The sequence below is a fragment of the Pseudomonas flexibilis genome, from assembly GCF_000806415.1.
Taxonomy (GTDB): Bacteria; Pseudomonadota; Gammaproteobacteria; order Pseudomonadales; family Pseudomonadaceae; genus Serpens; species Serpens flexibilis.
In genome coordinates this window covers 86598-107810 of record NZ_JTAK01000003.1, presented here as the reverse complement: position 1 = coordinate 107810, position 21213 = coordinate 86598, and the positions used below count along the sequence as shown (strand labels likewise).

The window sequence follows — 21213 nt, the reverse complement described above, 5'->3', positions numbered from 1 at the left end:
ATGGAGTAAGTAGTAGATGAGCCAGCTGGTCGATCGGATTCAGGAAGAACTTCTCCAGGCCATCGAAGATGATGCGCTGATTCTGCCCACCTTGCCGGAGGTGGCCATCCGCGTGCGCGAAGCCGCCGAGAATCCCAACATCGGCACCCATGCGTTGAGCCGGGTGATCAGCAACGATGCCGCACTGAGCGCGCGGCTGATCAAGGTGGTGAACAGCCCGCTGCTGCGCGGCAACCGGGAGATAAACGACCTGCAGTCGGCCGTTGACCGGCTGGGCATCAACTACACCTGCAGCCTGGCGATTGGTCTGGCAATGGAGCAGATGTTCCAGGCCACCCATGAGCTGGTGGATGCCAAGCTGCGGGAGGTATGGGTCAAGAGCACCGAAATCGCCGCGATCAGCCAGGTGCTGTGCCGCCACTTCACCCGCCTGCAACCGGACCAGGCCACGTTGGCCGGCCTCGTTCACCAGATCGGCGTCCTGCCGATCCTCACCTACGCCGAGGAGCATGAGCTGCTGCTGGCCGATACGGCCAGCCTCGATCATGTGATCGAGCGCATTCACCCGCAGCTGGGCGAGCGCATTCTGCGCGCCTGGGAGTTTCCCGAGGCTCTCGCCGTGGTGCCGGGACAGATGCAGGACTTCACCCGCAATTCCCCGGCGGTGGACTACGTGGACATCGTGCAGGTGGCCATCCTGCAAAGCCACCTGGGCACGCGCCATCCGCTCACCCAGCTGGACTGGGGCAGCATTCCCGCCTTCGCCAAACTGGGCCTCAACCCCAAGGCCGACATCCAGTCCGATCAGGACCTGCATGGCGCCCTGCGCTCGGCCATGAGCATGCTGCAGCAGTAATGGCCATCAGGCGTGCGGCGCAGCGGCCACGCTGTCTGTGCCCGTCGGCTCGCAGTCGAGGATGATGCAGTCGCGGCCGCTGCCCTTGGCCTGGTAGAGGCACTTATCGGCCCGCTGCAGCCAGCTGTTCCAGTGTTCGTCGGTGCGCAGCAGCGCGCCGCCGATGGAGACCGTCACCGTGCCACCCGGGCCGACCAGTTGCTGGCGGACGCGGCGTTGCAGATTCTGGGCGGCCTGCTGCAATCCCTGCTGGTCGGTGTCGGGCAGCAGCAGCAGGAATTCCTCTCCGCCGAAGCGGTAAAGCATGTCGCTACTGCGCGTGCAGCGCTTGACCAGGCTCACGAAGTCCACCAGCACCTGATCACCGGCCGGGTGGCCGAAGCGGTCGTTGATCTGCTTGAAGTGATCCAGATCCATGACCATCAGTGCCTGCGGCTGCTTCTGACGCTTCTGGCGGGCGCTGGCCAGCTGCAGGTCCTGGTTCATGGCCCGGCGATTACGCGCCCCGGTCAGCGGGTCCTGGATGGCCAGCGTCTCCAGCTGCTCGCGCTGCGTTCGGGAGCGCGACGCGAAGATGTACGTCAGGGCGCCGGCCATCAGGCTGGTCACCAGGAAGGACGCCAGCTGCCGCGGGTTCTCGAACAGCAGTCCCGGCTCCAGCAGGGAGTAGCCTGTCAGGGTCATCAGCAGGGCCAGCGTGGCGACCAGGGCGACGCGAGGTTCGGCGAGGAAGAAGTTGGCGAGGATCAGCGGGTAGATCCAGAACACCGCGTCGAGGCCGATGGTAATCGCCACCAGCAGCGCGACCAGGGTGAAGATGCACAGCAGGAAGATGCCGGCCTTGGCCGTGTCGTGGGTCACCCAGGCGTAGACAATGGCGCTGACGGTCGCCAGCACCATGAGGGTGTCGGCGATGGCGATCAGGTAATTGCCTTCCAGGGCGCGGTAGATGATGAAGGGCGAGACCCCCAGAATGCCGAACAACCCCATCAGGCTGAGGGTGGCGAACGGGAAGTCGGTGCGCAGGCGCCGCCAAAAACGCGAAAGAATCCTGTCCATGGCCGTCTTTTCTTGTCGTTGTTCTGCAGGGACATGCCGGGGCAGTATGTCCCAAATCCCGATATCAGTCTGCCATCGTTTCGGCCAAAAGGGCGACGAATCAGGTCATAAATTTCACTGCAGGGGCAGGCGGATCAGGGTTTGCGAGCCAGCAGCACGGCGCGCCGGGGCGCCGGCAGGCCTTCCACGGTGAGGGACGGGTCCTGCGGGTCGAGGAAGTCGGCCAGCGACTGGAAGCGCATCCAGTCGGTGCGGCGCTGTTCCTGGACCGAAGTCAGGCTGACATCCACGCAGCGCACGTCGCTGAAACCGGCGCGGCGCAGCCAGCGTGCCAGGGCCGGCACCGAAGGCAGGAACCAGACGTTGCGCATCTGCGCGTAGCGGTCTTCCGGGACCAGAACGGCGTTCTCATCCCCCTCGATCACCAGCGTTTCCAGCACCAGTTCCCCGCCAGGCGCCAGACAGTCCTTCAGGGCCAGCAGGTGGTCGATGGGCGAGCGGCGATGGTAGAGCACGCCCATGGAGAACACGCTGTCGAAGCCCTGCAGGCTGGGCGGCAGCTCTTCGAGGGCAAAGGGCAGATGCCAGGCGGGCCGCTCCGGCAGGTAGCGGGCCATCGCCTGGAACTGGCAGAAGAACAGCCAGTTGGGGTCAATACCGATGACGGAATCGGCACCGGCGCCCAGCATGCGCCACATGTAGTAGCCGTTGCCGCAGCCGACATCCAGTACGCGTTTGCCGCGCAGGTCCAGGTGCGGGGCGACGCGCGCCCACTTCCAGTCCGAACGCCACTCGGTGTCCAGCTCGATGCCGAACAGCGAGAAGGGACCCTTGCGCCAGGGCGACAGGCCCATCAGTGCGCCGCGCAGGTGCTCGCGTTGCTCGTCCGAACAGGGGCCGTCCAGCCGGAACTGCTCCAGCAGCTCGATGGCTTCCGCGTGCAGCGACGGCAGGGCGTACAGCGCCTGGCGCCAGCGCGCCAGGTCGCCGTGGCCGCACGCCAGCTTGTCGGCGAACTGTTGCGGCAGCGTGTCTGCCCAGGCTGCCAGCGGAGTGCCAGCCAGGCGGCGGATCAGCGGGTTGAAATCGATCATGGCAGGGCAATCAGCGAGGCGAAGTTGAGGCACTGGAACCAGGGCACCACCCGGGAAAAGCCGGCATCCAGCAAGCGTTCGCGATGCTGCTGCAAGCTGTCGGGCTTCATGACGTGTTCGATGGCGCTGCGTTTCTGGGCGATTTCCAGCTCGCTGTAGCCATTGGCGCGCTTGAAGTCCAGGTGCAGGTCGGTGAGCAGCGCCTGCTCGGCGGCATCCTCGAAGCGCAGCTTCTCGGAGAGGATCAGCGCGCCCCCCGGCAGCAGCGCGCGGCGAATGCGCGCCAGCAGTTCCGGGCGTTGTTCGGTGGCGACGAACTGCAGGGTGAAATTCATCGCCACCAGCGAGCAGGGCTGGTAGTCGAGCTGCAGGATGTCGGCTTCCACCACGTCAACCGGCAGCAGCTCCTGGAACATGGCGTCCTGGGCCTGCAGGTATTCGCGACAGCGCGCCACCATGGCCGCCGAATTGTCCACCGCGATCACCTGGCAGCGTTCGGCCTTCACATGGCGACGCAGGGCTTGCGTGACGGCACCCAGTGAGCAGCCCAGGTCGTACAGGACGCTGTCCGGCCGGGCGAAGTGGCCGGCCAGCACGCCGATGTTCTCGACAATGGTGGGGTAGCCCGGCACGGAACGCTTGATCATGTCCGGGAAGACCCGGGCCACGTCCTCGTTGAACACGAAATCGGGCACTTGGCCCAGCGGCTGGGCGAAGAGACGGTCGGCTTCCTGGGACATCGGCGCTAACGGTTTTGGCTGGAAAGGCGCGCATTTTAGGGCTTGTGCAGGCTGCTTTGCGAGACCGCCGAGCCGTCAGCCGCTGGCTTCGGAGGCGTTGCCGGCCTGTGCGGTGCCCGAGCGAGGCGCCAGCAGACGCTGGCCGAGGGCCATGCCGGGCCGTTCGATGTAGCGATGGAGCAGTGCCGACAGGGCGATCGCCACCAGTACCGCAGCGGTTGCCTGCAGCGGGTCGCGCCACGGCACGTCTGGCTGCGGCAGTAGCGGCAGGAGTTCGGCGAGCGCCATGAACAGCACCAGATGACTCAGGTAGAGGGCGAAGGCCCAGCGGCCGAGTGTGAGCGGCAGACGATGGCGCAGCAGGCGCGACAGCAGCCCGCCTTCGAAGGTGAAGATCAGCAGCAGGAGCGCAAATACCAGCGTGGCGTACAGCTCCCGATACAGGTAGCTGCTGTCCAGAATCAGCCCGAGCAGCGCGAGCACGGTGACTTCCAGAATGGTGAAGGCACGCTGGCTGAGCGGCAGCAGACGCAGGCTCTGCTGCAACGGATATAACATGGCCCCCAGGAAGAACCCGACGGCGCCCAGGAGCAGACTGGCATGCAGGTCGTCAAACCCACTCAACAGGCCCCCCAGGGCGAGAGCCGCCAGCAGAAGGAACGCAGCGCTGCGGCCTCGTGGCAGGGCCAGCAATGCCAGGCCGAAGAACAGGCTGAAATAGAAGCCAAGGCTGAGGGTCCAGGCTGCGGGGTTGAGCGACAGGTCATCGGCCGTGGGCAGCCAGGCCTGCAACAGCAGGAGGTTGGCCAGCAGCGCCGATGCGCTTTCTGCGTCCGGTCGGGTGTCACCGAGCAGCAGGATCAGGCCCAGCAAGCACAGGTGCACTGGCAGGATGCGAAAGCCCCGCGCGGTCAGGAAGCGGCCGAAGGCGGCCGGTGTACCCAGGCGCGCTCCATTGGCATGGAAGAGCACGAAGCCGCTGAGAACGAAGAAGAACTGCACATACACGGCGCTATCAACAAACTGCCCGGGTTCGCCGTCGGCCAGTAGCAGCGGCAGGTGGCAGACGACGATGGCCAGGGCCGCCAGGCCGCGAAAGCTGTCCAGGGCACTGAAACGTTGGGTGCTAGGCATCGGTAAGTCCTTTTACGTACGGGGCCCGTGATGCCTGACTGCGGAGCGGAACCGTTGGGGTTTCTGGCTCGCGCATCCAGGCGAGCCAGCACAGCCGGTAAACGGCTGAACACCTCAACAGTAGTTGCTGTGCACCAAAGTGCTAACCGTTCGACATGTGCCGTGCGTGCTGCCGCTCAGAACAGCACCCGGGCGACGTCCGCGTACTGACGGGCGAAGTGCACGGTCAGTCCCTCGCGCAGGTAATCCGGCAGTTCCTCGAATTCGCCGCGGTTGGCCTCCGGCAGGATGAGTTCGAAGATCTTCTGCCGGCGCGCGGCGATGACCTTCTCGCGCACGCCGCCGATGGCCAGCACCTGGCCGGTCAGGGTCAGTTCGCCGGTCATCGCCACGCCCTTCTTCGGCGCCTGATTGCGCGCCAGGGACAGCAGCGCGCTGGCCATGCTGATGCCGGCGCTGGGGCCGTCCTTGGGCGTCGCGCCCTCCGGTACGTGCAGGTGCACGAAGGCCTGGTCGAAGAAGGTCGGGTCGCCACCGTACTGCTTCAAATGCGAGCTGATGTAGCTGTAGGCGATTTCCGCCGACTCCTTCATCACCTCGCCCAGCTTGCCGGTGAGCTTGAAGCCGCGGTTGAGGGTATGGATGCGCGTGGCCTCGATGGGCAGCGTGGCGCCGCCCATGCTCGTCCAGGCCAGCCCGGTGATGATGCCGATGCCTTGCAGGCGCTGCTCGCGGCGGAACACCGGGGTGCCGAGCGAGTCCTCCAGATCCTTGGGGCTGATGCGGATGGTCAGCTCGGGATCCTCCAGCAGGCGCACCACCGCCTTGCGCACCAGCTTGCCCAGCTGTTTCTCCAGCTGGCGCACGCCGGCTTCGCGGGCATAACCCTCGATCACCGCGCGCAGCGCGGCATCGCTGATCGCCAGACGATGCTTGGGCACGCCGGTTTTTTCCAGCAGGCGCGGCCACAGGTGGCGCTTGGCGATGGCGAGCTTTTCCTCGGTGATGTAGCCGGACAGGCGGATGATCTCCATGCGGTCCAGCAGCGGCCCGGGGATCGAATCCAGGGTATTGGCCGTGCACACGAACAGCACCTTGGACAGGTCCAGGCGCAGGTCCAGGTAGTGATCGAGGAATTCGACGTTCTGCTCCGGATCGAGGGTTTCCAGCAGCGCCGAGGCCGGGTCGCCGTGATGGCTGGCGCCCAGCTTGTCGATCTCGTCGAGCATGATCACCGGGTTCATCACCTCGACCTCCTTGAGCGCCTGCACCAGCTTGCCGGGCAGGGCGCCGATGTAGGTGCGCCGATGGCCCTTGATCTCCGCCTCGTCGCGCATGCCGCCGACGCTGAAGCGGTAGAACGGCCGGCCGAGGGTTTCGGCGATGGACTTGCCGATGCTGGTCTTGCCCACCCCCGGCGGGCCGACCAGCAGCACGATGGAACCGGCGATCTGGCCCTTGAAGGCGCCGACGGCCAGGAATTCGATGATGCGCTGCTTGATGTCGTCCATGCCCGCATGGTGCTTGTCGAGCACCTTGCGGGCGCGCTTGAGGTCCAGCTTGTCGGTGCCGTAGACGCCCCATGGCATGCTGGTGGCCCAGTCCAGGTAGTTGCGGGTTACCGCATACTCCGGCGAGCCGGTTTCCAGGATCGACAGCTTGTTCAGTTCCTCGTCGATGCGCTTCTGTGCCGCCGGCGGCACCGTCTTGCCCTGCAGGCGCGCGCGGAAGTCGTCGGCGTCGGCGCTTTTGTCGTCCTTGGTCATGCCCAGCTCGCGCTGGATGATCTTCAGCTGTTCCTTGAGGAAGAATTCGCGCTGGCGCTCGCCGATCTGCCGGTTCACCTCGGCGGACAGCTCCTTCTGCAGGCGCGCCACCTCGACCTCCTTGCGCAGCAGCGGCAGCACCTTCTCCATGCGCTTGAGCACCGGCACGCAGTCGAGCACCTCCTGCAGCTCCTTGCCGGGGGCGGTGGTCAGTGCGGCGGCGAAATCGGTGAGCGGCGAGGGATCGTTGGGACTGAAGCGGTTCAGGTAGTTCTTCAGCTCCTCGCTGTACAGCGGATTGAGCGGCAGCAGTTCCTTGATGGCGTTGATCAGCGCCATGCCGTAGGCCTTGACCTCGTCGCGCGGGTCGCTGGCGCTCTGCGGGTATTCCACCTCGACCAGATAGGGCGGCCGCCGGCGCAGCCAGCCGCGGATGCGCACGCGGGTCAGTCCCTGGGCGACGAACTGCAGCTTGCCGCCTTCCTGGCTGGCGTGGTGCACGCGCACCACGGTGCCGTGCTCGGGCAAGTCGTTCAGGTCGAACTCGCTGCCGTCGCCTTCCCCGAAGAACAGCGCCAGACAGTGATGCTCGGTGTTGGCGACCCGTTGCAGCGTCTCGCTCCAGGGGTCTTCGTTGACGATCACCGGCAGCACCTGGGCCGGAAAGAATGGCCGTCCGTGGATGGGAATCACGTACAGCGTATCCGGCAGGTTCTGGCCGGGCAGCGCCAGCTGGCCGCTGACGGTTTCGACGTTTTCCGGGGCGTTGTCCTGATCGTTCATGGCACACCTGAGCAGCAATCTTTCACGTTAGATGGGCATCGGTGCACGCATTTCAAGCCGGCGGACGATTCGATGGGATTGCAAATGTTACGATATAACATGTTTAATTCCGCGCCTCTTCCTCGACCTGCGGGTCGAGCAATCGACGTACTGCGAGAGAAAACCAACATGCACAGCAGGCTTCATCCCTTGACCCTGGCTATCGGTCTGACCCTGGCGCCCGCCGCCTGGAGCGCGACGATCGAACTCGACAGCAGCCTGATCCGCGCCAGCGCGCTGGACACACCGGCACAGCAGATGACCACGCCGGCCGCCGTGCTCGACGGCGATGCCCTGGTGCTGCGCCGCGAGGCGACCCTGGGCGACACCCTGGACAGCCTGCCTGGCGTGCGCGCCAGCGGCTTCGGCGCCGGCGCCTCGCGGCCGCAGATTCGTGGCCTGGATGGTGCGCGGGTAAGGGTCATGAGCGATGGCGTGGATGTGCTGGATGCCTCGACCCTCAGCCAGGACCACGCCGTCAGTGTCGAACCGCTTCTCACCGAGCGCATCGAGGTGCTCAGGGGACCCGCAACGCTGCTCTACGGCGGCGGCGCGATTGGCGGGGTGGTCAACCTGATCGACAAGAAGGTCCCCACCTACGTGCCGGCCAACGGTTATGAAGGGGAGGTGGAGCTGCGCGCCAACAGCGTGGCCAACGAGGGCGCCGGCCTGCTCGGCCTGACGGTTGGCCAGGGCAACGTCGCCTTGCGCGTCGAGGGCGTCAAGCGCCAGGCGGATGATTACGAGCTGCCCGACTCCAGCGACAAGCAGCTGGGCGCCTACAACGACACCGAGAGCTACAGCCTGGGCGGCAGCTTCATTGGCGCACGTGGCTATCTGGGCCTGGCATACAGCCGTCAGGAAAACCGCTATGGCCTGCTGGCCCACGAGCATGTTGAGTGCGACCCGCATGGCGACCACTGGCACTGCGGCGACCACGGTCATGGCCATGACCATGACCATGACGATCATGAGCACGAAGACGAAGCGGTGCCCTATATCACCCTCCGCCAGAACCGCTGGGACCTGCGCGGCGAGCTGAACGATCCGCTGCCCGGCTTCGAGCTGGCGCGCCTGCGCGTCGGCCACAGCGACTACCGGCACGCGGAAATGGAAGCGGGCGAAGCCGCCGCGATCTTCGACAACCAGGCCAGCGAGGCACGCGTGGAGCTGACTCATCGTCCGCTGTTCGGCTGGCACGGCGTGCTCGGCGGGCAGACCACGCGCCGGGATTTCCAGCGCTGGACCGCGGAGAATCCGATGCCGCAGACCCTGACCCGCAACCACGCGCTGTTCCTCCTGGAGGAATACACCGCCGGTGCCTGGCGCTACGAACTGGGCAGCCGCTATGAATGGCAGGACATCGACGCCGACGCGGGCGCGCCGGACACCGAGCACAGCGGTGTGTCGCTGTCTGCCGGCGTGGTATGGACCTTCGCGCCCGAGTACTCGCTGGGTGTCTCGCTGTCGCGTTCGCAACGCCTGCCCAGTGCCGAGGAGTTGTACGCCTACGGCCCGCATGCCGCCAGCCGCACCATCGAGAAAGGCAACCCGCAGCTGGAAGAGGAAACCGCGCGCAACGCCGAAATCACCCTGCGCAAGTTCGCCGGAGCCACCACCTTCAGCCTCGGCCTGTTCCACAACCAGGTGGCTGACTTCATCTATGCCGCCGACCTGGGGCGCAATCCGGGTGGCGGCTACCGTGAGGTGGAATATCGCCAGGCGGATGCGCTGTTGACCGGCTTCGAAGGCGAGATTCGCCACCAGTTCACCGAGGCCACGGCCCTGACCCTGTTCGGCGATCGGGTGCGTGGCCGACTCAAGGACGGCGGTGATCTGCCGCGTATTCCGGCCGACCGGCTGGGGCTGCGCCTGGAGCAGGCACTGGGTAACGGTGTGAGCGGCGACCTGTCCTTCCAGCGCGTGCAGCGGCAGGATCGCCTGGCTGAATTCGAAACGGAAACTGCCGGCTACAACCTGCTGGCCGCCGGGCTGTCCTGGCAGGGCGCGCTCAGCGAGGGTGACTGGCTGGTCTACCTGAAGGCGGACAACCTGTTGGATGTGGAGGCGCGTCAGCACAGCTCGCTGATCAAGGACGAAGTGGTGCTGCCGGGACGCAACCTGACCCTGGGCACGCGTTTCACCTTCTGACCCACACCTGGGGTGTAAAAGGGCGGTTGGCGGGCGGAAGTGCTTTACCGGGAGGTCTACTCTCTGTTTGGATGGCGGCTTTTTTCGGAAAGCCGACGAACGGATGCCCCTGGTTCGCAGCTTTTCGCCCGCACAACTAAAGGAACACGCCCATGTCCTGGAACAACCCCACCTGGATAACCTTCGTGCTGTACATCCTGGCGATGGTGCTGATCGGCTTCATCGCCTACCGCGCCACGAAGAACTTCAACGACTACATCCTCGGTGGTCGCAGCCTGGGCAGTTTCGTGACTGCCCTGTCCGCCGGGGCCTCGGACATGAGCGGCTGGCTGCTGATGGGCCTGCCGGGAGCCATCTTCGTCGCCGGCCTGTCGGAAAGCTGGATCGCCATCGGCCTGATCATCGGTGCCTGGCTCAACTGGCTGTTCGTTGCCGGGCGCCTGCGGGTGCACACCGAGCACAACCACAACGCCCTGACCCTGCCGGACTACTTCACCCACCGCTTCGAGGACACCAGCCGCCTGCTGCGCATCTTCTCGGCGCTGGTCATCCTGGTGTTCTTCACCATCTACTGCGCCTCCGGCGTGGTGGCCGGTGCGCGGCTGTTCGAAACCACCTTCGGCGTGCCTTACCACTACGCCATCTGGCTCGGCGCCGCGGCCACCATCCTCTATGTGTTCGTCGGCGGCTTCCTGGCGGTGAGCTGGACCGACACCGTGCAGGCGTCGCTGATGATCCTGGCGCTGCTGATCACGCCGCTGTTCGTCATTCTCGCCCTCGGTGATCTGGGCACGGCCATGGACACCATCGCCGCCCAGGACCCGTCCAACTTCGACATGTTCCGCGGCCTGTCCTTCATTGCCATCATTTCGCTGATGGGCTGGGGGCTCGGGTATTTCGGCCAGCCGCACATCCTGGTGCGCTTCATGGCCGCCAGCTCGGTGAAGGCCATTCCCCGCGCCCGGCGCATCGGCATGACCTGGATGATCCTCTGCCTGGCCGGCGCCGTGGCGGTCGGCTTCCTTGGCATCGCCTATTTCGCCGGTCATCCCGAACAGGCCGGTCCGGTAACCGAGAACGGCGAGCGGGTGTTCATGGAGCTGGTGAAGATCCTCTTCAACCCCTGGGTGGCCGGGGTGATCCTGTCCGGCGTGCTGGCGGCGGTGATGAGTACCCTCAGCGCCCAGTTGCTGGTGTCCTCCAGTGCGCTGACCCAGGACTTCTACAAGTCCTTCCTGCGCAAGCATGCTTCGGAACGCGAGCTGGTCTGGGTCGGCCGCGGCATGGTGCTGCTGATTGCGCTCATCGCCATCGGTATCGCTTCCAACCCGGACAGCAAGGTGCTCGGCCTGGTGGCCTACGCCTGGGCTGGCTTCGGCGCTGCTTTTGGTCCGGTGGTGCTGATCTCGGTGCTGTGGAAGCGCATGACCCGTAATGGTGCGCTGGCCGGCATGATCGTGGGTGCCGTCACCGTGGTGGTGTGGAAGAACTTCATCGGCCTGGGACTGTACGAAATCATTCCGGGCTTCATCCTCGCCAGCCTGACCATCTGGGTGGTCAGCTTGATGGGCAAGGAGCCGGCAGCGGACATCCAGCGGCGCTTCGAAGTCGCCGAGAAGGAATACCAGGACGCGCATATCTGAGCGGCGCTGGCGCGGCGTGACAGGGCTGGCTGGCGCCGGCCCTTGGCCGGGGTAAACCCGGCCGTCCCAAGCCAGGCAGCGCCAGCCGCGACCCTCGTCAGTTCAGCACGTAACCCTTCGGCTGCAGGGCCTCCGGCACGGGCTCGCCCAGCACGTCCAGCACGTCCCGCTCGATGACCCGCACCAGCGCATCGAGGGGCAAGTCGTTGTCGGCGAAGCCGAACGGGTCTTCCAGTTCGTCGCCCAGCGCGTCCAGGCCGAAGAAGGTGTAGGCAATGATCGCCACCACCAGCGGGGTCATCAGCTCCAGCGAGCTGACCAGGCCGAACGGCAGCAGCAGGCAGAACAACCAGGCCGTGCGGTGCAACAGCAGGGAATAGGCGAACGGGGTCGGCGTGCTCTTGATGCGTTCGCAGCTGGCCTGCGCCGAGCTCATGCCATCCAGTCGGCGTGCCAGTGTCTGGTACAGCACATCGCTCAGCACGCCGCGCCGCAGGCAGTCAGCCAGGTCATCGGCGATGCGGTTCAGCAGCGCATCCGGAATCTGGTGATGGGCCTTGAGCAGCTCTGCTTCCCGCGGGTCGATCCAGTGCCGTATCGGCGTGAGCGGGTCCTGCCCGCGCAGCGAGGCCGCCAAGGCGTGGGCAAAGGCAATGCAGCGGCGCAGGGTGCGCTCACGCAAGGCGGCGTGGGCCTCGTCGCCGAGCAGTGCCTGAGTATCGCGGGCCAGGCCGCGGCTCTGGATGACCAGCTCGCCCCAGAGCTTGCGGGCTTCCCACCAGCGGTCGTAGCAGGTGCTGTTGCGAAAGCCGAGGAACACCGAGAGGGCCACGCCCAGCAGCGAGAAGGCCGGGGCGCTCAGGGAGCGCAGGGATTCCAGGTCGCCATGTTCGTAGAACCAGACGGTGACGCAGGCCAGCAGGCTGATGAAGAGGATCTTGGCGGCAATCTTGGGCAGGATGGAACCGCGCAGGATGAAGAACAGCTGCAACGCACCGGGGCGCGGGCGAACGATCATTCAGGGGGGATATCCAGGGGGTAAAACGGAGGAGGGGCGGGGCGCGGCATTATGCGCCGCACCCCGTAGCCCAGCCAGCACCTGACCCCGTGCCCGACCTGCGACATCTTGGCGCAGGGCTTAGACGGTGAACTGCTCGGTCAGCTGCTGCTGTTGGTTGGCCAGCCGGTCCAGTGTCTGGCTGACCCGTGCGGACTCTGCGGCCTGCGCGGCGAGCGATTCGGTGACGCTGCGGATGCCGGTCACGTTGCGGTTGAGCTCCTCGGCCACCGAACTCTGCTGCCCGGAGGCACTGGCGATCTGCAGGTTCATGTCGTTAATCACCGCCACGGCATCGCGGATGTGTTGCAGCGCCTGCACGGCGTGCTGTACCTGATCGGCACCCGCGGCGGCCTGGCCATGGCCCTGGCGCATCGAGCCGACCACTTCCTGGGTGATGCCCTGAAGGCTGGCGATCACCTCGCTGATCTCTCCCACCGACTCCTGCGTTCGTTTGGCCAGCCCGCGTACCTCATCGGCCACCACGGCGAATCCTCGCCCGGCGTCGCCGGCACGCGCCGCCTCGATGGCCGCGTTCAGGGCCAGCAGATTGGTCTGTTCGGCGATGCTGCGAATCACTTCGAGCACCATACCGATGCGTCCGCTGCTGCTGGCTAGCCCTTCGATCTGATTCCTGGCGTCGTCCAGCTCGTGGGTCAGTTGGTCGATGGTTCGGGTGGTGTCGCGGATGACCAGCAGTCCCTGCTGGGTGGCCTGCTCAGCGCGCTGTGCGGCCTGCGCCGCCTGGGCAGCGTTGTCCGCTACCGCATGGGACGTCGCGCTCATTTCCTGGGCAGCGGTAGCCACCTGGTCGATTTCGCGATACTGCTGCTGCATCCCGGCACTGGCCTGGCTGGCTATGCCTGCCGACTGCCTGGCCGTGTCGCGGGTTTCCTGCGCCGCGCGCTGGATCTCGGCGATGACCGGCTGCAGTTTGTCCAGGAAGCGGTCGAAGCCACTGGCCAGTTGCCCCAGCTCGTCGCGGCGCCGGTAGCTCAGGCGTTGGGTCAGGTCGCCGTTGCCGCTGGCAATGTTCTGCAGCGCGCCGGCCACGGTGAGAATCGGGCGGGTCACGCTGCGGGCCGTCAGCCAGATCAGCAGGCTGCCCGCCAGCATCGCCAGTACACCCAGCAGCAGGGACACCAGGCTGGAGCGTGTGCCCTGTTCATCCAGTCGCGCCTTCAGCAGCAGGGCCGGGGCCAGCAGCGAGGCTTCTGGCAGTGCCTGGATCACCGACCAGGGCTGCGCGTCGGGAATGGGCTGGAACGGATGGACCCGTTGCAGGTGGTTGCCTTCGCTCCGGCTGACCAGGCGCAGGTGCGGCTTGGCGTCGCCGGCCACGCGCAGCAGCTCGGCGGCCTGCTCGGCGAACACACCGGCCATTGGCTGACCGATCGCGCCGGCATCGGCGCTATGGGCCGCCAGCAGCCCGCTGGGGCTGACGATGCTGACCTGCCCCTGGCCGCCAGGTAGTTGCTGGCTGGCGGCCAGGCTCAGGGCCTGCAGTTTCTCCAGGGTGATATCGAGGCCCATGACCGCCACGACCTTGCCGTCCCGCAAGAGCGGATAGGCGATGGAGGTCATCAGGGTCTCGACTCCATTCGCTTTGTCCAGGTAGGGGTTCAGCAGGCAGATGGCGGCGCGGTCCCGCGGGCAGGTGTACCAGCTGTTGTAGGGCTGGCCATCCTCGCCGGGGGTGGCGTCGCGCATCACCTTCTCGCCCATGACTTCCAGGACCGGCTTGCCGGGTTCGCCCTGGCTCCAGTAGAAGGCGATTCGGCCTGTTTCATTGCTGCCCAGATCGGGTCGGTCATGGAACGCACCGTCCCGGCCGTCCAGGGTGTCGGGTTCGAACACCACGTAAAGGCCCAGCAGGTCAGGGAAGGCGACCAGTGCATCGCGCGTCAGATCGAGCAGGGTCAGGCGCAGGTGTTCGGGCGGAAGGCCGGTTGCCTGCCCGCCCAATTCGTGCAGCAGGTTGAGCTCGCGAGCGATGCCCTGGCCGTGGCGGTAAGCATCGGCGAACAGGCGCTGGACGTTCAGCACCTGGGATTCCCCCAGGGCGGACAGGGCCTGGCGGGCCGACGCGTTGAGCATCTGATTGCTGCCAACCCAGACACCTTCACTGCTGCGCTGCATCTGATAGAGCGAGGTGCCCATCAGCAAGGTGACCACGGCCAGCAGGCAGCAGCCGGCGAGCAGGGTGATTCTTCGGGTGATGGAAAGCGGAATGAACATGCGGGTTCCTTGGTCAGCAATGGTCCGCGGTGGTGCGGATGGCTCGCGGCTGGCACCGAAAGAGGGCGCTCTTCGGGGCCAGCAGGGCAGCGAGCGGTTGTGCTGCCAGGGAGGGGCAAAGTTTGTGCCGCTAAATTGACATCAATCGGTTGGCGGGGCGTCAGCGCACCCGCGTCGCCGCGCTGACGCCCTCCAGGGTGGCGAAGGAGGTGTCCTTGGCGGTGAGCAGGAAGTCGCGCATGAAGGGCGCATCCAGCATGTCGGCGCGGATCGCCGCGTACAGGGTGGCGAACAGGCCTTTTTCGCCGAGCCGCTTGGCGGTCACGTAGCCGCGCGAGCTGTATTCGTGCAGCGCCCAGTTGGGCAGGCAGCACACGCCGCGTCCGCTGGCCACCAGTTGCATCATCATCACCGTGAGTTCCGCGGTGCGCACCTGCGCAGGCTCGATGTCGGCCGGCTCCAGGAAGCGGGTGAAGATGTCCAGCCGGTCGCGCTCCACCGGGTAGGTGATCAGGGTTTCCCGCTGCAGGTCTTCCGGCACCACGTAGGGACGGCTGGCCAGCGGGTGCTGGTTGGCCACCGCCAACAGCGCCTCGTAGGTGAATAGCGGCACATAGGTGATGCCGGACAGCTCCAGCGGGTCGGAGGTCACCACCAGGTCCAGGTCGCCCCGGGCCAGCGCCGGCAGCGGTGCGAAAGAGAAGCCCGAGGCCAGGTCCAGCTCCACTTCCGGCCAGGCATCGCGGAACTGGTCGATGGTCGGCATCAGCCACTGGAAGCAGCTGTGGCATTCGATGGCCATGTGCAGGCGGCCGGCGGTGCCGCCGGCCAGGCGGGCCAGGTCGCGCTCTGTGCCGCGCAGCTGCGGGAGCACGGCGTCGGCCAGTTGCAGGATGCGCAGGCCGGCGCTGGTGAAGCGCACCGGCTTGGTCTTGCGCATGAACAGCGGCATGCCCAGGCGTTCCTCCAGCTCCTTGAACTGGTGGGACAGCGCCGACTGGGTCAGGTGCAGGCGCTCGGCCGCCTCCACCAGGCTGTCCGCCTCGCGCAGTGCATGAAGGGTTTTCAGGTGGCGTATTTCCAGCATTGCACAACTCTCCCGGAGCGACGGCACGCCCATGAGCCTTGTTCATGAATGGCGCAGAGTGTGGCGCAGAGCCTGCACCCAAGTCGAGCGCGGCCGCCGCAGACGGGTTGAACTATGCTGTTACGGCACATTCCACCGAGGGTCACCGTCATGAAAAGCCATGAAGCCCGTAAACAGGGGAAGAAAAAACCGCAGCGCACCTTGCAGGAGAAGCGCCAGGCCAAGCGGGCCAGAAAGTCCGGTGTCACGCTGCTGGGCAGTCATGCCCCAACCTGAGTTGCGTTCAGGCCCGCGCCGGCAGGCGGGCGCCGTACAGATTGACCAGCAGGCCGGCCAGCACCAACCCCACCCCGGCTCCCTGCTGGATGTCCAGGCGCTCGCCCAGCAGCAGGGCCGAGGCACTCAGCCCCACAACCGGTACCAGCAACGAGAAAGGCGCGACCTGGCTGGCCGGGTAGCGACTCAGCAACCGGCCCCATAGACCGTAACCGAGCATGGTGGCGGCAAAGGCCAGGTAGACGATGGCCAGCAGCGATTGCAGATCCAGGCCGAGCATCGCCCGTTCCAGGGTGGCCGGTCCTTCCAGCCACAAGGAGAGCGCCAGGAACGGCAGTGGAGGCACCAGCGCGCCCCAGACCACCAGTCCCAGGATGTCCACCTTGCCGATCCGGCGCGTGACGATGTTGCCCAGTGCCCACATGGACGCGGCGCACAGCGTCAGGGCGAAACCCGCCAGCGTCATGCCCGGGCCGCTGCGCAGGCCGATCAGCGTCAGCCCCGCCGTCGCGACCAGCAAGCCGAGCAACTGGCCGGCGCGCACCCGCTCGCCCAGCAGCGGCACGGCGAACAACAGGGTGAAGAAGGCCTGTGCCTGCAGCACCAGCGAGGCCAGCCCGGCCGGCATGCCGGCCGCCATGGCGTAGAACAGGAAGGCGAACTGGCCGAGCGAGATCGTCATGCCGTAGGCGAGCAGCCAGCGCCACGGGAGCCTTGGGCGAGGAATGAAGAAGATTGCCGGGAATAACACCAGCAAAAAGCGCAGCGCGCCGAGCAGCAGCGGCGGCACGCCCTGCAGCCCGATCTTGATGACCACGAAGTTCAGCCCCCAGACGGCGATCACCACCAGGGCCAGCAGCACATCCTTGAGCGGCACGCGGCACCTCCGGCCGGCGAGTCAGGAGCAGGGTGAGCGGCGCAAGGCCGCCGCAGGGCGGGGCGCGTCAGTGCTGCGGGTGCAGGCGCACGTTCAGTTCATCGACCACCACCGCCCAGTCGGCGTCCTCGAGGATTTCTTCCTTGAGCAAGGCGGCCTGGGCGGGTGTCCAGAAGGGGGCTTCGCTGATCTTCATGCCTTCCGGTAACGGCGAGTGCTGCGCGATGAACGCGTCGATGCTGGCATCGTCGGCATCAAGGCCCAACTGTTTGAACAGGCTGGCCAGGCTGTGGATCGGCTGTTCCATGGTCTTTCCCCGTACTGAACGTGCAGTAACCATAGTTCATGCGCAGCCAGCCACGGATCAGAAGCCGGCGAAGCGCAGGTAGCTGGCGGTGATCGCATCGCCCCAGAGCAGCGCGATCCAGCCGGCGATGGCCAGGTAAGGGCCGAACGGTATGGGCGAGCCTTGCGTCGCGCCGCGCGCCTTCAGAATGATCAGGCCGAGAATCGCCCCGACCAGCGAGGACAGCAGGATGGTCAGCGGCAGGATCTGCCAGCCGCCCCAGGCGCCAAGCATGGCCAGCAGCTTGAAATCGCCATAGCCCATGCCTTCCTTGCCGGTGAGCAGCTTGAACAGCCAGTACACCGACCACAGGCTCACATAGCCGGCCACCGCGCCCCACAACGCATCTTCCAGCGAGGTGAACAGGCCGAAGGCGTTGACGATCAGCCCCAGCCATAGCAGCGGTAGCACCAGCGCATCGGGCAGCAACTGATGATCGGCATCGATCAGGCTCATGGCCAGCAGGCCCCAGGTCAGCAGCAGCATGGCGGCGCAGGCCCAGCCGAAGCCGAAGTGCCAGGCCACGAATGCCGAGAGCAACCCGCAGGCCAGCTCCACCAGCGGATAGCGCGGGCTGATGGCCGCCTGGCAACTTGAGCACCGGCCGCGCAAGGCCAGCCAGCTCAGCAGTGGAATGTTCTCCCAGGGGCGAATGGCATGTCCGCAGTGGGGGCAGCGCGAGTTCGGCGTCAGCAGGTTGAAGGCCGGACCGACTGGCTCGGCGGGCAGCGCTAGGATGTCACGGGCCTGCTGCTGCCAGTCGCGCTGCAGCATCAGCGGCAGGCGATAGACCAGCACATTGAGGAAACTACCGACCAGCAGGCCCAGCAGCAGGGTGCACAAAACAAAGGCCAGCGGGTGGCTGGCCAGGTAATCGGCAAGGGACATCGTCAACCCTCTTAAAACGCCAGATGATGGCATTGCCTCCTCGAGGGAGCGAACGGGTTCGCGAGCTCTTGGGCAGAGTGCCTACAGTCGAAAAGCTCGCGGACAGGTCCGCTCCCACAGAGAAGCGCCAGCCCGCCTTACACCACCGCGCCCAGCTGGAAGATCGGCAGGTACATGGCAATGATCAGGCCGCCGACCAGCACGCCCAGCACCGCCATGATCAGCGGCTCCATCAGCGCGGTCAGGCCGTCGACCATGTTATCGACTTCGCTCTCATAGAAGGTCGCCACCTTGTCGAGCATGCCATCCAGCGAACCGGACTCCTCGCCGATGGCGGTCATCTGCAGCGCCATGGCCGGGAAAACCCCGGTGGTGCGCATGGAGAAGTTCAGCTGCATGCCGGTGGACACATCCTGCTTGACCTTCAGCACCGCGTTCTTGAACACGATGTTGCCGGTGGCGCCGGCCACCGAGTCCAGCGCATCGACCAGCGGCACACCGGCGGCGAAGGTGGTCGCCAGGGTGCGGGCGTAGCGGGCGATGGACGACTTGTAGAGGATGTCGCCGACGATCGGCAGCTTGAGCACCGAGCGGTCGACGAAGTCGCGGAATTTCTGCGAGCGCTTGTGGGCCTCCTTGAACAGGAAGCCGGCGGCGAAGAAGCCGGCCAGCAGGATCAGCCAGTACTCCTGCAACGCCTCGGACAGGCCGATGACCATCAACGTGAAGGCCGGCAGCTCGGCGCCGAAGTTGGCGAACACCGACTGGAACTGCGGCACCACCTTGATCAGCAGGATCGCCGACACGATGATCGCCACCAGCACCACCGCGATCGGGTAGTTCATCGCCTTCTTGATCTTGGCCTTGAGCGCCTCGGTCTTTTCCTTGTAGGTGGCCACCCGGTCGAGCAGGGTTTCCAGCGCGCCGGACTGCTCGCCGGCATCCACCAGGTTGCAGTACAGCTCGTCGAAGTACTGGGGGCGCTTGCGCAGCGAACTGGCCAGGCTATTGCCCGCCGCCACGTCCTGCTTCACGTCGTCCACCAGCTTGCGCATGTTGGCGTTCTCGAAGCCCTCGCCAATGATGTCGAAGGCCGACAGCAACGGTACGCCAGCCTTCATCATGGTGGCCATCTGGCGAGTGAACAGCGCGATGTCCAGCGGCTTGATCTTCTTGCCGGCGCCGAAGAGCGAAACCGCCTTCTTGCGCACCTTGGTCGGGTTGATGCCCTGCTTGCGCAACTGGGCCTTCACCAGCGCCGGGTTGATGCCGCTCAGTTCGCCTTTCAGCCGGGCGCCGCGCCGGTCGATACCTTCCCATGTGAACAGGGTGGTCTTCACTGCTTTCTCGGCCATGGTTAGTCCTTGGTCACCCGGTTGACTTCTTCGAGGCTGGTCACGCCCTGCATCACCTTCAGCAGGCCGGAGGTGCGCAGATCGTTGAAGCCTTCTTCGCGCATCTGCGCCGCGATTTCGATGGAATTGCCGTCGGCCATGATAAGGCGCTGCAGGGCAGGGGTATTTTTAACCACTTCATAAATACCGACGCGGCCCTTGTAGCCATCCTTGCAGTGTTCACAGCCGACCGGGCCGTAGAGCTTGAACTTGCCGATGCGGTTTTCCGGAAACCCCTCCTTGAGCAGGGTTTCGCGCGGCACCTCCACCGGCTTCTTGCAGCTAGGGCACAACTTGCGGGCCAGGCGCTGGGCGATGATCAGGTTCACCGAAGTGGCGATGTTGAACGCTGCCACGCCCATGTTGCGCAGTCGGGTCAGGGTTTCCGCAGCGCTGTTGGTGTGCAGGGTGGACATCACCATGTGGCCGGTCTGCGCGGCCTTGATGGCGATTTCGGCGGTCTCCAGGTCGCGGATTTCGCCGACCATGATCACGTCCGGGTCCTGACGCAGGAAGGCACGCAGCGCCTGGGCGAAGTCCATGCCCTGGCGCGGATTGACGTTCACCTGGTTGATGCCTTCCAGGTTGATTTCCACCGGGTCTTCCGCGGTGGAAATGTTGATATCCGCCGTGTTGAGAATGTTGATGCCGGTGTACAGCGACACGGTTTTACCCGAACCGGTCGGACCGGTGACCAGGATCATCCCCTGGGGCTGCTGTAGCGCCTGCAGATACAGCTCCTTCTGGCTTTCCTCGTATCCCAGGGCATCGATGCCCAGCTGTGCACTGGACGGGTCGAGGATACGCATCACGATCTTCTCGCCCCACAGCGTCGGCAGGGTGTTGACCCGGAAGTCGATGGCCTTGGTCTTGGAAATCTTCATCTTGATGCGGCCGTCCTGTGGCTTGCGCCGCTCGGAGATGTCCAGCCCGGCCATCACCTTCAGGCGCGCGGCGATGCGCGTGGCCAGCTGGATCGGCGGGCGCGCCGCCTCGTGCAACACGCCGTCGGTGCGGAAACGCACCCTGTAGGCTTTTTCGTAAGGTTCGAAGTGCAGGTCCGAGGAGCCGCCCTTGATGGCGTCTAGCAGCATCTTGTTGACGAAGCGCACCACCGGCGCGTCGTCGGCCGCTTCGCCTTCATCGCGGGCAGCCTTGTCGTCATTGCCGTTCTCGATGTCCAGGCCGTCCAGATCGACATCGTCCAGGTCGCTGAGCGACGAGGTGGCGCTCTCGTAGAACTTGTCGAGGGCCGCCCCCAGCTTGTCGTCCTCGACCAGGATGCCCTCGGTGGTCAGCCCGGTACTGAACTGCACATCGTTGATGGCCTGCTGGTTGGAAGGGTCGGAGACCGCCACGAACAGCTTGTTGCCGCGCTTCCACAGCGGTAGCAGGCGATGCTGGCGGGCCAGTTTCTCGCTGACCAGCTCCCGGGGTTGCTGCTCCTTGTCGATGGCGCCGAGGTCCAGCAGCGCCACGCCGAACTGCTCGGCGGCCAGCTCGGCCACCGCCCGGCCCTTGGCCAGCTTGTTCTGCACCACATAACTGATCAGCGACTGGCCGCCGCGCTGCGCCTGGATCTGCGCCTGCTGTGCGGTCTTTTCATCGAGCAGTCCGGCCAGCACCAATTGGCGGGCCAGACCGGAGAGGGAAATGGCGGTATTCATCGGCTCACTCCGTGGCAATGGCCGCCTTATAACGCAGCCGCACCGTGAGTTCTGAAACCTGGCGCACACAGTGACGCGGGGCGTCACTTTGTGGCTGAGCCGTGTTCGTGGCGGAGTT

General features: G+C 65.6%; 16 protein-coding genes and 2 pseudogenes. 4 read left to right on the top strand and 14 right to left on the bottom strand.

Annotated features, from left to right (window positions below; genetic code table 11):
* The first annotated feature begins 16 nt into the window (after positions 1–16).
* A complete protein-coding gene (locus PT85_RS08485; protein WP_027589479.1) occupies positions 17–856 on the top strand; it encodes an HDOD domain-containing protein in 840 nt (279 codons plus the stop codon).
* Positions 857–862: 6 nt separating this feature from the next.
* On the opposite strand, the gene PT85_RS08480 is transcribed toward PT85_RS08485, so the two are convergent.
* From PT85_RS08480 to lon, 5 genes are all read right to left on the bottom strand, one after another.
* The gene (locus PT85_RS08480; protein ID WP_027589480.1) at positions 863–1915 is read right to left on the bottom strand and encodes a GGDEF domain-containing protein; all 1053 of its coding nucleotides are present in this window, start codon (positions 1913–1915) and stop codon (positions 863–865) included.
* A gap of 134 nt (positions 1916–2049) precedes the next feature.
* Positions 2050–3009 (bottom strand): tRNA 5-methoxyuridine(34)/uridine 5-oxyacetic acid(34) synthase CmoB, encoded by a 960-nt coding sequence (cmoB, locus tag PT85_RS08475; RefSeq protein ID WP_039606438.1) that lies wholly within the window; start codon positions 3007–3009, stop codon positions 2050–2052.
* The gene (gene cmoA, locus PT85_RS08470) at positions 3006–3749 is read right to left on the bottom strand and encodes a carboxy-S-adenosyl-L-methionine synthase CmoA (protein WP_027589482.1); all 744 of its coding nucleotides are present in this window, start codon (positions 3747–3749) and stop codon (positions 3006–3008) included. Before cmoA ends, cmoB begins: the two co-directional genes overlap by 4 nt.
* Before the next feature lie 75 nt (positions 3750–3824).
* On the bottom strand, positions 3825–4883 hold the full coding sequence (locus PT85_RS08465) for an acyltransferase family protein (RefSeq protein WP_039606437.1): 1059 nt from the start codon (positions 4881–4883) through the stop codon (positions 3825–3827).
* Between the two features lie 176 nt (positions 4884–5059).
* Positions 5060–7432, bottom strand: a complete 2373-nt coding sequence (lon, locus tag PT85_RS08460; protein WP_039606436.1) for an endopeptidase La — start codon at positions 7430–7432, stop codon at positions 5060–5062.
* 168 nt (positions 7433–7600) lie between these two features.
* Here lon and PT85_RS08455 point away from each other — a divergent pair, with 168 nt between their 5' ends.
* Positions 7601–9622, top strand: a complete 2022-nt coding sequence (locus PT85_RS08455) for a TonB-dependent receptor (protein WP_039606435.1) — start codon at positions 7601–7603, stop codon at positions 9620–9622.
* Between the two features lie 152 nt (positions 9623–9774).
* On the top strand, positions 9775–11265 hold the full coding sequence (gene putP, locus PT85_RS08450) for a sodium/proline symporter PutP (RefSeq protein WP_027589486.1): 1491 nt from the start codon (positions 9775–9777) through the stop codon (positions 11263–11265).
* A gap of 97 nt (positions 11266–11362) precedes the next feature.
* Here the strand turns inward: putP and PT85_RS08445 are convergent, their stop codons facing one another.
* The 4 genes and pseudogenes from PT85_RS08445 to metR all read right to left on the bottom strand — a co-directional run bounded on the left by PT85_RS08445 (position 11363) and on the right by metR (position 15647).
* On the bottom strand, positions 11363–12283 hold the full coding sequence (locus PT85_RS08445) for a bestrophin family protein (protein ID WP_027589487.1): 921 nt from the start codon (positions 12281–12283) through the stop codon (positions 11363–11365).
* 120 nt (positions 12284–12403) lie between these two features.
* Positions 12404–12940, bottom strand: a pseudogene (locus PT85_RS18540) (methyl-accepting chemotaxis protein); the annotation flags it as partial.
* Between the two features lie 321 nt (positions 12941–13261).
* Positions 13262–14419: pseudogene (locus tag PT85_RS18535) on the bottom strand (HAMP domain-containing protein); the annotation flags it as partial.
* Between the two features lie 301 nt (positions 14420–14720).
* Positions 14721–15647, bottom strand: a complete 927-nt coding sequence (gene metR / locus PT85_RS08435) for a transcriptional regulator MetR (RefSeq protein WP_027589489.1) — start codon at positions 15645–15647, stop codon at positions 14721–14723.
* 150 nt (positions 15648–15797) lie between these two features.
* Between metR and PT85_RS18370 the strand changes: the two genes are divergently transcribed.
* Entirely contained in the window at positions 15798–15923 is a 126-nt protein-coding gene (locus PT85_RS18370) for a hypothetical protein (protein ID WP_256214691.1), read from the top strand.
* A gap of 7 nt (positions 15924–15930) precedes the next feature.
* Here PT85_RS18370 and PT85_RS08430 read toward each other — a convergent pair whose 3' ends face one another.
* The 5 genes from PT85_RS08430 to pilB all read right to left on the bottom strand — a co-directional run bounded on the left by PT85_RS08430 (position 15931) and on the right by pilB (position 21095).
* Positions 15931–16800, bottom strand: a complete 870-nt coding sequence (locus tag PT85_RS08430; RefSeq protein ID WP_039606433.1) for an EamA family transporter — start codon at positions 16798–16800, stop codon at positions 15931–15933.
* Positions 16801–16867: 67 nt separating this feature from the next.
* A complete protein-coding gene (locus tag PT85_RS08425) occupies positions 16868–17107 on the bottom strand; it encodes a DUF2789 domain-containing protein (protein ID WP_027589491.1) in 240 nt (79 codons plus the stop codon).
* 57 nt (positions 17108–17164) lie between these two features.
* On the bottom strand, positions 17165–18034 hold the full coding sequence (locus PT85_RS08420) for a prepilin peptidase (protein ID WP_039606432.1): 870 nt from the start codon (positions 18032–18034) through the stop codon (positions 17165–17167).
* A 137-nt stretch (positions 18035–18171) separates the two neighbouring features.
* Positions 18172–19389 carry a type II secretion system F family protein gene (locus PT85_RS08415; RefSeq protein WP_027589493.1) on the bottom strand — a complete coding sequence of 406 codons (1218 nt, stop codon included), beginning with the start codon at positions 19387–19389 and terminating at the stop codon, positions 18172–18174.
* A gap of 2 nt (positions 19390–19391) precedes the next feature.
* Positions 19392–21095: a type IV-A pilus assembly ATPase PilB gene (pilB, locus tag PT85_RS08410; RefSeq protein ID WP_027589494.1), complete on the bottom strand. Its 1704-nt coding sequence runs from the start codon at positions 21093–21095 to the stop codon at positions 19392–19394.
* Positions 21096–21213: the final 118 nt, after the last annotated feature.

What these genes read in the sequence shown, in the direction of transcription:
- PT85_RS08445 (WP_027589487.1), bottom strand. Translation starts at nt 12,283, where the DNA reads ATGATCGTTCGCCCGCGCCCCGGTGCGTTGCAGCTGTTCTTCATCCTG.
- putP (WP_027589486.1), top strand. Translation starts at nt 9,775, where the DNA reads ATGTCCTGGAACAACCCCACCTGGATAACCTTCGTGCTGTACATCCTG.
- metR (WP_027589489.1), bottom strand. Translation starts at nt 15,647, where the DNA reads ATGCTGGAAATACGCCACCTGAAAACCCTTCATGCACTGCGCGAGGCG.
- pilB (WP_027589494.1), bottom strand. Translation starts at nt 21,095, where the DNA reads ATGAATACCGCCATTTCCCTCTCCGGTCTGGCCCGCCAATTGGTGCTG.
- PT85_RS08455 (WP_039606435.1), top strand. Translation starts at nt 7,601, where the DNA reads ATGCACAGCAGGCTTCATCCCTTGACCCTGGCTATCGGTCTGACCCTG.
- PT85_RS08425 (WP_027589491.1), bottom strand. Translation starts at nt 17,107, where the DNA reads ATGGAACAGCCGATCCACAGCCTGGCCAGCCTGTTCAAACAGTTGGGC.
- cmoB (WP_039606438.1), bottom strand. Translation starts at nt 3,009, where the DNA reads ATGATCGATTTCAACCCGCTGATCCGCCGCCTGGCTGGCACTCCGCTG.
- PT85_RS08480 (WP_027589480.1), bottom strand. Translation starts at nt 1,915, where the DNA reads ATGGACAGGATTCTTTCGCGTTTTTGGCGGCGCCTGCGCACCGACTTC.
- cmoA (WP_027589482.1), bottom strand. Translation starts at nt 3,749, where the DNA reads ATGTCCCAGGAAGCCGACCGTCTCTTCGCCCAGCCGCTGGGCCAAGTG.
- PT85_RS18370 (WP_256214691.1), top strand. Translation starts at nt 15,798, where the DNA reads ATGAAAAGCCATGAAGCCCGTAAACAGGGGAAGAAAAAACCGCAGCGC.
- PT85_RS08465 (WP_039606437.1), bottom strand. Translation starts at nt 4,883, where the DNA reads ATGCCTAGCACCCAACGTTTCAGTGCCCTGGACAGCTTTCGCGGCCTG.
- PT85_RS08415 (WP_027589493.1), bottom strand. Translation starts at nt 19,389, where the DNA reads ATGGCCGAGAAAGCAGTGAAGACCACCCTGTTCACATGGGAAGGTATC.
- PT85_RS08485 (WP_027589479.1), top strand. Translation starts at nt 17, where the DNA reads ATGAGCCAGCTGGTCGATCGGATTCAGGAAGAACTTCTCCAGGCCATC.
- lon (WP_039606436.1), bottom strand. Translation starts at nt 7,432, where the DNA reads ATGAACGATCAGGACAACGCCCCGGAAAACGTCGAAACCGTCAGCGGC.
- PT85_RS08420 (WP_039606432.1), bottom strand. Translation starts at nt 18,034, where the DNA reads ATGTCCCTTGCCGATTACCTGGCCAGCCACCCGCTGGCCTTTGTTTTG.